Source organism: Crossiella sp. SN42 (assembly GCF_023897065.1).
Taxonomy (GTDB): domain Bacteria; phylum Actinomycetota; class Actinomycetes; order Mycobacteriales; family Pseudonocardiaceae; genus Crossiella.
This window is the reverse complement of record NZ_JAMHIV010000020.1, coordinates 182,200-194,329: the sequence shown is the minus strand read 5'-3', so window position 1 is coordinate 194,329 and position 12,130 is coordinate 182,200. Positions and strand designations below refer to the sequence as shown.

The following is a 12,130-nucleotide window of genomic DNA, read 5'->3' as shown; positions in this document are numbered from 1 at the left end:
TCTTTTGTCTTTTATTTTAAGATCAAAAGCGAAAAGAATGTCCTCGCCGGACGGGCAGGGTGGATTCCAGGGGTGGTCGCAACACTGCTGCTAGCCGGCCTCGGCCAGGATGGTAGCCAACCGTTCAGCTGGCGTGTCCCAGCCCAACGTCTTCCGGGGCCGCCCGTTCAGCTCCGCGGCGACCGCGTCCAAGTACTCTCGTCCATATCCCGACAGATTCGTGCCCTTCGCGAAGTACTGGCGCAGCAGACCATTCGTGTTCTCGTTGCTGCCCCGCTGCCAGGGCGAGTGCGGATCGCAGAAATAGACCGGCATGTCCGTGGCCAGGGTGAACTCATGGTGATAGTGCATCTCCTTGCCCTGATCCCATGTCAAGGACCGCCGTAGCTGTGAGGGCAGGGTGAGCATGGTCGCGGCCAGAGCATCCCGCACCGCTTCTGCCGCCCGGCCGCGTGGCAAGTGCACCAACATCACAAAGCGTGTGGTGCGCTCGACCAGGGTCCCGATCGCCGAGGCGTTGTAGCCACCCATGATCACATCGCCTTCCCAGTGGCCGGGCACCGCGCGATCCTCAACCTCGGCGGGACGGTCGCTGATCATGACCATCGGAGCGGCCATCTGCGGACGGGTCCGCCGCTGCTGAGTGCAGCGGTGCGGGCGGCGCAGGGCGCGGCCGGTGCGCAACGCTTGGGCCAACTCCCGCCGGAGCTCGCCTCGTCCTTGAACGTAGAGGGCCTGGTAGATCGTTTCGTGGGCCACGTGCATCTCCGGCTGGTCGGGAAAGTCCCGTCGCAAGCGTTGCACGATCTGCTCCGGGCTCCAGGTGAGATCCAGACCGTGCTGGACGGCCTGTCTCAGGGCGGAACTGGCGGCGATCTTGCCGATTTTGGGGCGCCGTGCGCGCAGGAGAGCTTTCTTGTGGGCGGCATGCGGCCGGTAGACACCGGTGGGCTGGTGGGCGTTGCGGCGCAGTTCCCGGCTGATCGTGGAGGCAGCGCGTCGTAGTTCGGCTGCGATGGTGCGGATTGTGGCGCGTTCGCGGTAGCGGTCGGCGATGTAGAGGCGTTCGTCCTCGTTGAGGTACCGCGTTGCTGGTGCTGCCGGCGGGATGGGTGTCCGTGGTGGGGTGGGTTTGGTTCTGGTTTTCTTGGATGCTGGGGTCGTGCCGTTACGCCAGCGCAAACCGGTGCGGCGGTCCACGCCGACGATGCGGCATGCCTCCCGGCTGCTGATGCCGTGGTTCACGAGCCGGAAGTATTCCTCGCGTTCCCGGGTGAGTTTGCGGGGTCCTTGCGCGATGCGGAGGGGGCGGATCTGAAAGGTCATCACACTTCCCGTGGGATCGGGTGTTGCGACGACCGCTAGAACCCAAGCAGACCACCGGAGGGGTTTGACAAGTCAAAAGCCGGGACCAGCAGGTTGCGGGGTTGAGCAGGCTGCCGGGGCCGGTTCCAGCGTGCTCGCGGACCTCTCGTCTTCTCCGCACGACCTTCCGACAGCGAACCACATCCCGCCGAGCAGCCGCCGTCACGTTGCGAGGCTTTGGCGGCGGTTGCTGTGAGCGTCTGCTCGGCGGGATGCGGTGCGCGGTCTCCAGGCCGTACGGAGAAGACGAGAGGACCTCTTGTGTGTCAAGCCAAACCCTTGCCAGTCCGGGCTTCGCCCGCTCACGGTTGTTGTCGATCCCCGCGTCATCCGCGCGGCGGGCTAGGACGGGCGCATCACCGGCGGGTCGTCGTCGGCCGGGGGTTCGGGGTCGCGCCACTCTTCGGCTCGCGTTGGACGGTTGGCTTTGATCATGCCCTGGGTTTCGGCTTCGAGTTGTTCGTCCTTGCGGGGGCCGTGTTTGGTGTTGCCGCGTTCCATCTCGGTTCCTTTCTCAGCTGCGGAGGAGGGCCGCTACGCCGTCGCGCAGGCCGGGGGTCATCTGGAGCTGGGCGCCGGTGGCGGCGGTGGCGCGCAGCAGGGCCGCGTCGGCGGGTTCCGGTCTGGGGTTGGGGACGCCCAGGTCGCGGAGCTCCTCCTGGGCCACTGCCAGCTGGGTTGGCTGGTCGCCGACCCAGATCTGGTGGGCGCGTTCGACTTCCGGGTCCATCAACAGCGTGTCCACTGTGGACATTCGCAGGGCGGCGGTGACCTCGGGGAGGCCGCTGACGGCGTGGCCGCCTGGGCGGTTGAGCTCCTGGACGAAGCGTTCCTCGATCTCGCGGCCGTGGGCGGCGGCGATGTTGGCCACCAGGGACTGGACGGCCTCGGTCACCGTCTCCTCGTTGGCGTCGGCGCGGCTGGCGCCGGAGAGTTCGACGGCGATGGTGGCGCAGCGGTGGTTCAGGCTGTCGCGTACGTCGGCGCGGGCCTTGGGGTCACCGGCGAGCACCACCAGCTGGGCGTTCAGCGTCCCCACCAGCCGGTCGATCTCCTCGGCGACCTGTTTGGCGTTGGCGTGCCAGGTCTCCTCGACCCGGTGCTGGATGTGGCCGTGCGACATTCCGCCGCCACCCACCTTGTGCACCGGGTGCCGGTCGCCCTCGACCTCCGGGCTGGCCGCCAGGCTGCCGTCGGCAGCGAATCCGCGCAGGTCAGCGCCGGTCCGGTCGATCACCGCGACCACGTGGGCGATACCGGGAGTGCGGCCGGCGAGCAGGGGGCCCAGGTCGGGCAGTGCGCCGTAGTGAGCCAGGGGCTGGGGTGGTGGCACGCGCAGTGGCTCGTCCAGCCAGAGCTTGCCGCCCCCGGCGACCAGGGCCCGGCCGGCGCGGCCGACGGCGGGTGGGGCCTCGGTGAGGGCGCGGTCCAGCGCGGCCAGCGTTGGTGGGTCCGCGCCCTGTTCGGCGAGGCTGGCTCGGGCGCTCTGCCAGCGCAGGTCGATCTGTTTGCCGGCCTGCGCGGTGTCGTGTGAGACGTCCAGGTACACCGTGGCGAACGGGCCGGTGGCCCCGGCCAGTTCGCGGAATGGGCTCAGGTCCATGCCGGCGGGTTACCCGGTCCGGCATGGTCCATTCAGCTCAACCCGTCTGGGCCATCGGTTCCTGCGCGAACTGGGTGCGGTACAGCTCGGCGTAACGCCCGTTCTTGGCCAGCAGCTCCTGGTGCGAGCCCCGCTCCAGGATCCGGCCGTCCTCCACCACCAGGATCACATCCGCCGCCCGGATGGTGGACAACCGGTGCGCGATGACCAGCGCGGTCCGGTTGGCCAGCGCCTCGGTCAGCGCCTCCTGCACCGCCAGCTCCGAGGCCGAGTCCAGGTGCGCGGTGGCCTCGTCCAGGATCACCACCCTGGGCTGGGCCAGCAGCAACCGCGCGATGGTCAGCCGCTGCCGCTCGCCACCGGAGAGCCGGTAGCCCCGCTCCCCCACCACCGTGTCCAGGCCGTCCGGCAGCGAGGCGACCAGCTCGGCCAGCCTGGCCTGCCGCAGCGCGGTCCAGACCTCCTCGTCGGTGGCCTGCGGGCGGCCGTAGCGCAGGTTGGCGCCGATGGTGTCGTGGAAGAGGTGGCCGTCCTGGGTGACCACGCCGACGGCTTCCCGGATCGCGTCGAAGGACAGGTCCCGGACGTCCACATCGGACAGTCGGATGGACCCGGCGTTGACGTCGTACAGCCTGGGCACCAACGAAGCTATCGTGGACTTGCCCGCGCCGGAGGAGCCGACCAGGGCCACCAGCTGACCCGGTTCGGCGCGGAAGCTGATGCCGTGCAACACCTCCTGGCCGCCGCGCTTGTCCAGGGTCTCCACATCCTCAAGGGAGGCAAGGGAAACCTCGCTCGCGGCCGGATAGCTGAAGTGCACGCCCCGGAACTCCACGGACACCCCGCCCGGCGGCACCACGGTGGCGTCGGCCCGTTCGGTGATCGACGGTGGCAGGTCCAGCACCTCGAACACCCGCTCGAAGGAGACCAGTGCGCTCATCACGTCCACCCGCGCGTTCGCCAGCGCGGTCAGCGGCGAGTACAACCGGGTGAGCAGCAGGGCAAGGGAGACAACGGTTCCCGCCGCCAGCTCGCCCTGGATCGCCAGCCAGCCGCCCAGTCCGTACACCAGCGCCAGCGCCAGGCTGGACACCAGGGTCAGCGCGGTGACGAAGGACATCGTGGTCATCGCGTTGCGCACGCCGATGTCGCGCACCCGCGCGGCCCGCCCACCGAACTCCTCGGCCTCCTCCCTCGGCCGCCCGAACAGCTTCACCAGGGTCGCCCCGGGCGCGGAGAACCGCTCGGTCATCTGGTTGGTCATCCCGGCGTTGTGCCCGGCCGCCTCCCGCTGCAGGTCGGCCATCCGCCGCCCGACCCGGCGGGCGGGCAGCACGAACACCGGCAGCAGCAGCATCGCCAGCACGGTGACCTGCCAGGACAGCGTCAGCATCACGCCAAGGGCCAGGGCCAGCTGGATCACGTTGGTCAGCACCCCGGAGACGGTGGAGGTGAACGCGCGCTGGGCGCCGACCACGTCGTTGTTGAGCCTGCTGACCAGCGCGCCGGTGCGGGTGCGGGCGAAGAAGGCCACCGGCAGCTGCTGCACGTGCTCGAACACCGCGCGGCGCAGGTCGTAGATCAGGCCCTCGCCGATCCGGGAGGACAGCCAGCGCTCCACCAGGCCGATCGCCGCGCCCAGCAGGGCGATGGCGGCGATGAGCAGCGCGATGCGGACGACAAGGCCCGAGTCCTTGCCGTCCACGATCGCGTTCACGACCTGCCCGGCCAGCACCGGGGTGCTGACCGCGAGCACCGCGGAGATGACGGTCAACGCGAGGAAGACCAGCAGCTTGCCACGGTGCGGGCGCGCGAAGGTGAGCACCCGTCGCAGGGTGCCGCGCCGCACTTTCTTACTGGCGGCGTCCTGGCGCATCGCCCCACGCATCAACATCCACGTGCCGTCCACGGCCCCTCCTCGTGCTGGTTCGCCCAGCACAACAACCGGAGCCTGTGAACTATTCCGTGGTGAAACTATTCAGCTGTGGGACCGGTAGGGATCAGGAGCCGGCCGGGTTCATCAGTGCTTTCAGCTCGGCGAGCCTGCGCAGCTGGGCCGACCGCTCGGCCGCGGTCTGCTCGGACAGCGACGGGCTGCCCGCGGCCTTGGCCAGCAGGGCCAGGGTCTCCCGGCTCGCACCCGGCATGGGCGCGACCAACCGCGCCACCAGGTTGGCCACCGCGGCATCCAGCGCGTCGGCTGGCACGACCTCGTTGACCAGCCCGATCCGCAGGGCCTCCTCGGCGCCGACCCGTCGGCCGGTCAGGCAGATCTCCACGGCTCGCGCGTATCCGACACACTGCACGAGCGGGAGGGTGCCGCCGAGGTCGGGAACCAGCCCGAGGCTGGTCTCGGCCATCGCGAACTGGGCGTCCTCCGCCGCGACCCGCAGGTCGCAGGCCAGGGCGAGCTGGAAACCCGCGCCGATCGCGTGCCCATGCACCGCCGCCACGGTGATGAAGTTCGACTCGCGCAGCCAGGTGAAGCCCCGCTGGAACTCGGCGATCACGGCATCGGAGTCCTCGGGCGAACCCGAGGCGAGGGACACCAGACCCGGCTGCCCGTCAAAACCCTCCGCGGTGAACAACCGCCGGTCGAGGCCAGCGGAGAAGGCGCGGCCGACCCCGCGCACAACCACGACCCTGACCTCGTCCGACAGCGCCGAGCCGATCTCGCGCAGCGCGTCCCAGGTCGCGGGGGTCTGCGCGTTGAGCACCTCGGGCCGGTTCAGCGTGACCGTGGCAAGCGGACCTTCCACGGCGAGCTGGACACCCCCGCGCTCCAGCAGGCCAGCGTCGATCTTCGATTCATCTGGCATGGGGAACTCGTCGGCTCCTGGATTCTGTTGTGTGGTGGGAAAAATTCGCAGTCGTCGGTTGTCCCGACGTCACTTCTTCTTGGTGCGCGTGGCGCCGCCCCGGCCCCGCAGCGTCACACCGGACTCGCTCAACACACGGTGCACGAAGCCGTACGAACGGCCGGTGGACTCGGCCAGGGACCGAATGCTCGCGCCCTTCTCGTACTTCTTCTTCAGGTCAGAGGCAAGCTTGTCCCGAGCCGCGCCGGTGATCCGGGCGCCCTTCTTCAGGTCAGTCGCCACCTTGTCCCGCCTTCCGTCCGAGCAGGTGGGTCGATCAACGACCCCTTGGGGGCAATGATCGAACAGGAAGGCAGTAAATGCTAGGCGATCATGGAAAAACGTCGCCAAATGGTACCTGCCTCACCGATAGTTGATCGACGAAGCACGCTAAGTGTAGTCAGCACCGCCCGATCGGCGGTCGCGAACAGGGCCTAAGCGAGTTGCACCAGCTCCAGGTAGTCCGCTGACCAGTGATCTTCGGTGCCATCGGGTAGCAAGATCACCCGTTCCGGCTCCAAAGCCTCCACCGCTCCGGGGTCGTGGGTCACCAGCACCACCGCGCCGGAGAAACTACGCAGCGCGTCCAGCACCTGCTCGCGGCTGGCCGGGTCCAGGTTGTTGGTCGGCTCGTCGAGCAGCAGCACGTTGGCCGCGCTGGAGACCAGACCGGCCAGCGCGAGCCTGGTCTTCTCGCCACCGGAGAGCGTGCCGGCCGGCTGGTCGAGCTGCTCGCCGCTGAACATGAAGGAGCCCAGCAGGGTGCGCAGCTGCTGCTCAGGGGTGTCCGGGGCGGCGTGCCGGATGTTGGACCACACGCTCGCGCCGTGGTCCAGCGTCTCGTGCTCCTGCGCGTAGTACCCGAGTCGAAGCCCGTGACCTGCGACAACGCGCCCCGAGTCGGCCTTCTCCTGGCCGCAGAGCAGCTTGAGCAGGGTGGTCTTGCCCGCGCCGTTGAGGCCCAGCACGACCACCTTGGCGCCGCGGTCGATGGCCAGATCCACCCCGGCGAAGATCTCCAGAGAACCGTAGGACTTGGACAGGTTCTCCGCGGTCAGCGGGACCTTGCCGCAGGGCGCGGGGTCCGGGAAGCGGATCCGGGCCACCTTGTCGGCCACCCGTTCCTCATCCAGGCCGGCCAGCAGCTTCTCCGCGCGCTTGGCCATGTTCTGCGCGGCGACCGCCTTGGTGGCCTTGGCCCGCATCTTGTCGGCCTGGGCCATCAGCGTGGAGGCCTTCTTCTCCGCGTTGGCCCGTTCCCGGCGGCGGCGCTTCTCGTCGGTGGCGCGCGCGTCCAGGTACCGCTTCCAGTTCATGTTGTAGACGTCGACCTCGCCGCGGGTGGCGTCCAGGAACCACACCCGGTTGACCACGTCGGCCAGCAGCTCGACATCGTGGCTGATCACCACCAGGCCGCCGTCGTGCGCCTTGAGGAAGGAGCGCAGCCAGGTGATCGAGTCGGCGTCGAGGTGGTTGGTCGGCTCGTCCAGCAGCAGCGTGGTGGCCGACTTGCCGCCGCCGTCGGAGGCCGCGAACAGGATCCGGGCCAGCTCGACCCGGCGGCGCTGGCCACCGGAGAGGGTCAGCAGCGCCTGCTCCATCACCCTGGGCGGGAGTCCGAGGTTGGCGCAGATCCGGGAGGCGTCGCTCTCCGCGGCGTAGCCGCCGAGGGCGGAGAAGCGCTCCTCCAGCCGGCCGTAGCGGCGGACCGCGCGCTCGCGCTCGGCGTCGTCGACCAGCTCGGCCATCTCGGTCTGGGCCTTCTCCAGGTCCCTGGCCAGCTGGTCCAGGTTGCGCGCGGAGAGCACCCGGTCCTTGACCGAGACCGAGAGGTCGCCCTCGCGCGGGTCCTGCGGCAGGTAGCCCAGCTCGTCGGCGAGCTTGACCTCACCGGCGTGCGGCTCGCCCTCGCCCGCGAGCACGCGCAGGGTGGTGGTCTTGCCCGCACCGTTGCGGCCGACCAGGCCGATCCGGTCGCCCGGCTGGATGCGGAGGTTGGCGCCGGAGACGAGGATGCGCGAACCAGCGCGCAGTTCCAGCCCGGTGGCTGCGATCAAGGGAAGCTCCAGGAAGTATTTGTGGTCGGCCAGGCCCAGCTGTCGTCGGCCCGCCTGTCGTAACCGGCGGGCTGTCGAGCGGCCTACAGCATCAGAACCACGGGACCATCTTACCCGGCGCGCGCACCTCATTTACCGTGCGCCCGCGCACACCTGGTCCGGACACCCCCGATCCGGCTCTCGTACTCGCGAGTAAGTTGACCTATTGTCTGGGCCATGAGCCAGCCGAACACGCCAGCGCGCACCGACTTCACCGGCAGGACCGCCCTGGTCACCGGGGCCAGCAGGGGTATCGGCCTCGGCATCGCCGAGGAGCTGCTGGGCCGGGGCGCGAACGTGGTCATCACCTCCCGCAAGCCCGAGCAGGTCGAGGCCGCGGTGCGGCACCTGGCGGGCACGGTGGCCGACGGCGACAAGCGGGTGCTGGGCCTGCCCGGCAACACCGGGGTGGACGTGGACCGGGAGGCCGCGGTGGATGGCACGCTGGCCCGGTTCGGCTCGCTGGACGTGCTGGTCAACAACACCGGCATCAACCCGGTCTTCGGCTTCCTGATGGACGCCGACCTGAACGCGGTGAAGAAGATCTTCGACACCAACGTGGTGGCCTCCCTGGGCTTCATCCAGCTGGCCTGGCACCGCTGGATGGGCGAGCACGGCGGCTCGGTGGTCAACATCGCCTCGGTCGGCGGCATCCGCTCCACCGGCGCGATCGCCGCCTACGGCGCGTCCAAGGCCGCGCTGATCCGGCTGACCGAGGAGCTGGCCTGGCAGCTGGGCCCGAAGGTGCGGGTCAACGCGGTGGCCCCGGCGGTGGTCAAGACCAAGTTCGCCGAGCAGATCTACACCGGCCGCGAGGACGACATCACCAGCGCCTACCCGATGAAGCGGCTGGGCACGCCGGCGGACGTGGCCCGGCTGGTGGCCTTCCTGGCCTCGGACGAGGCGGACTGGATCACCGGCGAGACCGTGCGCGTGGACGGTGGCCTGCTCGCCACTGGCACCCTGGGCTGAGCCGTGCTGAGGGTCGACCCGGACAGCCCGGCCCCGCCGTGGCGGCAGCTGCACGACCAGGTCCGCACCGCGATCGCGGCGGGCAGTCTGGCCCCCGGCATGCCCTTGCCGACGGTGCGCGGCCTGGCCGCCGAGCTCGGTATCGCCGCGGGCACGGTGGCCAGGGCGTACAAGGAGCTGGAGGCGGCGGGCGTGGTGCGCACCGCCGGTCGCAAGGGCACCGTGGTGGCCGACCAGCCGCCCGCCTTCGCCCCGGAGGAGCTGCCGAACCTGGCCGCGCAGTTCGTCCACCAGGCCAAGTTGCTGGGCGCGGACCGGGTGGCGGTGTTCAACGCGGTCAACAACGCCTGGCCGGTGGACGGCTGAAGAACTCCGCCAGCGCGGCCGCGGTCTCCTCGGGGGCTTCCTCCGGCAGGTAGTGGTCACTGGGCAGCGCCTGCCCGGTGACCTCCCGCGCGTACTCCCGCCACACCGCGGGCACGTCGTAGGTGCGGCCGACGAAGCTGTCCTGTCCCCACAGCGCGAGCAGCGGCACCTCGATCAGCTTGCCCGCGTCGGCGTTGTCATGGGTCAGGTCGATGCCCGCGGCCGCGCGGTAGTCCGCGCAGGAGGCGGCGATCGCGGCGGGGTCGCGGAAGCAGCGCACGTACTCCGCGATCGCGTGCTCGTCGAAGGGGTCGCCGCCGTGGTGGCGGGCGGTCATCCTGGCCCGGATCCAGAACTCGGGGTCGTTGCCGATCAGCCGTTCCGGGATGCCGTTGCCCGCGGCCAGGAAGAACCAGTGGAAGTAGCCGAGCCCGAAGTCCTTGTCCGCGTTGGCGAAGGTGTGCCGGGTGGGCACGATGTCGAGCACGGCCAGCCTGGTCACGGCCTCGGGGTGGTCCAGGGTGAGGCGGTGCGCGACCCGGCCGCCGCGGTCGTGCCCGGCCACGCCGAACTCGGTGAAGCCCAGCTGCCGCATCACCGCGAGCTGGTCGGCGGCCATCGCGCGTTTGCTGTACTCCGCGTCCCCGGGGCCGGGCGCGGGTTTGCCGCTGTCGCCGTAGCCGCGCAGGTCGGTGAGCACCACGGTGAACCGCTCGGCCAGCCGGGGCGCGACCTCGTGCCAGATCAGGTGGGTCTGCGGGTAGCCGTGCAGCAGCAGGAGCGGCGGGCCGTCTCCGGCGGTGACGCAGTGGATGCCGATGCCGTCGGCGTCGACGGTGCGGGCGGTGAAGTCGCTGGGCAGTGGGACGCTCATGGCAGGAACTCCAGCAGGGCCGTGGTGAACTCCTCGGTGGTGGCGGTGCCGCCCAGGTCCGGGGTGCGGATTCCGGTGCCTGCCAACAGCTCCGCCAGCGCGCTCTCCACGGTAGCGGCCGCCTCGGGGTGGCCGAGGTGGTCCAGCAGCAGCGCCGCGGTCCAGATCGCGCCGATCGGGTTGGCGATGCCGCGGCCGGCGATGTCCGGGGCGGAGCCGTGCACCGGCTCGAACATGGACGGGAAGTCGCGTTCGGGGTTGAGGTTGGCCGAGGGGGCCAGGCCGATGCCGCCGGCGACCGCGGCGGCCAGGTCGCTGAGGATGTCGCCGAAGAGGTTGGAGCCGACGATCACGTCGAAGCGGCCGGGGTCCAGCACCAGCTTGGCGCACAGGGCGTCGATGTGCTCCTGGTCCCAGGTCACGCCGGGGTGCTTGGGCGCGGTCTCGGCGACCAGCTCGTCCCAGAACGGCAGGGTGTGCACGATGCCGTTGGACTTGGTGGCCGAGGTCAGCCGCCCGCGCCGGGTCGCGGCCAGCCGGAAGGCGTGCTCCAGCACCCTGGTCACCCCGGCCCTGGTGAACACCGCCTCCTGCACGGCCAGCTCCTCGGGGCAGCCGCGGTGCAGCCTGCCGCCGATCTCGCTGTACTCCCCCTCCACGTTCTCCCGCACCACCACCAGGTCCACCGCGCCCGGCTCCGCGCCGCGCACCGGGCTGGGCACGCCCTCGAGGACCTTGATCGGTCGCAGGTTCACGTACTGGCGGAAGCCGCGGCGGATCGGGATCAGCAGGCCCCACAGCGAGACGTGGTCGGGCACGCCCGGTTCGCCGACCGCGCCGAGGAAGATCGCGTCGTGCTCGCGGAGCCGGTCCAGGCCGTCGGCGGGCATCATCGCGCCGAGCTCGCGGTAGCGGGCGCAGGAGTAGTCGAACTCCTGGTAGGCGAACCGGATGCCGTGCCGGGCGCCGACCGCGTCGAGCACCCTGCGGGCCGCCGGGGTGACCTCGCGGCCGATGCCGTCGCCGGGGATCAGGGCGATGCGGTGGTGGGTCGTCATGCCCCCGATCGCACCAGTCCGGCCGCCGCCGGGTCCAAGACCGGTTGCCGGTCAGGCCGATAGGCGCGGCCTATCAGTCCGCGGTGCTGCTGCGGCGCTCGATCATCACGGTGTCCTGCCAGCGGCCGTCCAGCCGGGCGATCCGCTCGCGGATGCCCACGGTGCGGAACCCGGCGGCGCGGTGCAGCGCCAGGCTGGCCTTGTTCTCCGGGAAGATCGCGCTCTGCAGGGTCCACAGGCCGCCCTCGTCGGCGGCGGTGACCTGGCGGTGGATCAGCGACTTGCCCACGCCCCGGCCACGGAAGGCCGCGCCGACGTAGAGCGAGGTCTCGGCGACCCCGGCGTAGCAGGCCCTCGGCGAGACCGGGGTGAGCGCGGCCCAGCCCGCGACCCGGCCGTCGGTCTCGGCGACCCAGCGGTGGCCGGGCAGCCACTTGCGGTCCAGCACCTCCCGGCGCGGTACCTCGGTCTCGAAGGTGGCCCTGCGGGTGGCGATGCCCTCGCCGTAGATGCGCCGGACCGCGGGCCAGTCCGCCTCGGTCATGGCGCGCACGGTGACATCGGCGGGCAGGCCGGCCAGGCCGCCGGGCCGCGCGGCCAGTGCGCCCATGACCACGTCGGCGGCGTGCGGAAGGCCGGCCGCGCAGGCCTCGTTGACCGAGACCAGCGTGGTGGCGCCGGCCTTCCGCAGCCGGACGAAGCCGACCTCGGCGAGCTTGCGCAGGTGGTGCGAGCAGGTGGGCTGACCCACGCCGATCTGCTCAGCGAGCACGCCGACCGGCGCTTCGCCGACCACGGCGACCGCGTGCAACAGCCGGACCCGTGTCGGATCGGCCAGGCTGGCGAACCAGCTCGCGTAGGTATCAGCGTCCTGAGCAGCCAGTAGTGGCTTTTCCTCGATCGCGGTCACCCGCTCAGTATTGATGGCAATCAATACT

12 protein-coding genes are annotated in these 12,130 nt (G+C 70.5%); 2 read left to right on the top strand and 10 right to left on the bottom strand.

Translation table 11 applies throughout. The features are described from left to right. Positions 1-90 precede the first annotated feature (90 nt). From M8C13_RS24545 to M8C13_RS24515, 7 genes are all read right to left on the bottom strand, one after another. The gene (locus M8C13_RS24545) at positions 91-1,233 is read right to left on the bottom strand and encodes an IS30 family transposase (protein WP_374213134.1); all 1,143 of its coding nucleotides are present in this window, start codon (positions 1,231-1,233) and stop codon (positions 91-93) included. A gap of 474 nt (positions 1,234-1,707) precedes the next feature. Further along, complete coding sequence (locus tag M8C13_RS24540) at positions 1,708-1,866, bottom strand: hypothetical protein (RefSeq protein ID WP_252483035.1); 159 nt, start codon at positions 1,864-1,866, stop codon at positions 1,708-1,710. Between the two features lie 13 nt (positions 1,867-1,879). Beyond that, the gene (locus M8C13_RS24535) at positions 1,880-2,968 is read right to left on the bottom strand and encodes a Vms1/Ankzf1 family peptidyl-tRNA hydrolase (RefSeq protein ID WP_252483034.1); all 1,089 of its coding nucleotides are present in this window, start codon (positions 2,966-2,968) and stop codon (positions 1,880-1,882) included. Positions 2,969-3,005: 37 nt separating this feature from the next. Continuing rightward, complete coding sequence (locus M8C13_RS24530) at positions 3,006-4,877, bottom strand: ABC transporter ATP-binding protein (RefSeq protein WP_252483033.1); 1,872 nt, start codon at positions 4,875-4,877, stop codon at positions 3,006-3,008. Between the two features lie 91 nt (positions 4,878-4,968). Continuing rightward, a complete protein-coding gene (locus tag M8C13_RS24525) occupies positions 4,969-5,787 on the bottom strand; it encodes an enoyl-CoA hydratase/isomerase family protein (RefSeq protein ID WP_252483032.1) in 819 nt (272 codons plus the stop codon). 69 nt (positions 5,788-5,856) lie between these two features. Beyond that, positions 5,857-6,069: a helix-turn-helix domain-containing protein gene (locus M8C13_RS24520; RefSeq protein WP_086780855.1), complete on the bottom strand. Its 213-nt coding sequence runs from the start codon at positions 6,067-6,069 to the stop codon at positions 5,857-5,859. A gap of 191 nt (positions 6,070-6,260) precedes the next feature. After that, a complete protein-coding gene (locus tag M8C13_RS24515; protein WP_252483031.1) occupies positions 6,261-7,883 on the bottom strand; it encodes an ABC-F family ATP-binding cassette domain-containing protein in 1,623 nt (540 codons plus the stop codon). 216 nt (positions 7,884-8,099) lie between these two features. Between M8C13_RS24515 and M8C13_RS24510 the strand changes: the two genes are divergently transcribed. After that, positions 8,100-8,894, top strand: a complete 795-nt coding sequence (locus tag M8C13_RS24510) for an SDR family oxidoreductase (protein ID WP_252483030.1) — start codon at positions 8,100-8,102, stop codon at positions 8,892-8,894. 3 nt (positions 8,895-8,897) lie between these two features. Then, positions 8,898-9,260, top strand: coding sequence for a GntR family transcriptional regulator (locus M8C13_RS24505; protein WP_252483029.1), 363 nt, complete (start codon positions 8,898-8,900; stop codon positions 9,258-9,260). Here the strand turns inward: M8C13_RS24505 and M8C13_RS24500 are convergent. From M8C13_RS24500 to M8C13_RS24490, 3 genes are all read right to left on the bottom strand, one after another. After that, positions 9,232-10,134 carry an alpha/beta hydrolase gene (locus M8C13_RS24500; RefSeq protein ID WP_252483028.1) on the bottom strand — a complete coding sequence of 301 codons (903 nt, stop codon included), beginning with the start codon at positions 10,132-10,134 and terminating at the stop codon, positions 9,232-9,234. The genes M8C13_RS24505 and M8C13_RS24500 overlap by 29 nt on opposite strands. After that, positions 10,131-11,192: a tartrate dehydrogenase gene (locus M8C13_RS24495; RefSeq protein ID WP_252483027.1), complete on the bottom strand. Its 1,062-nt coding sequence runs from the start codon at positions 11,190-11,192 to the stop codon at positions 10,131-10,133. Before M8C13_RS24495 ends, M8C13_RS24500 begins: the two co-directional genes overlap by 4 nt. Positions 11,193-11,265: 73 nt before the next feature. Beyond that, complete coding sequence (locus M8C13_RS24490) at positions 11,266-12,102, bottom strand: metalloregulator ArsR/SmtB family transcription factor (protein ID WP_252483026.1); 837 nt, start codon at positions 12,100-12,102, stop codon at positions 11,266-11,268. Positions 12,103-12,130: the final 28 nt, after the last annotated feature.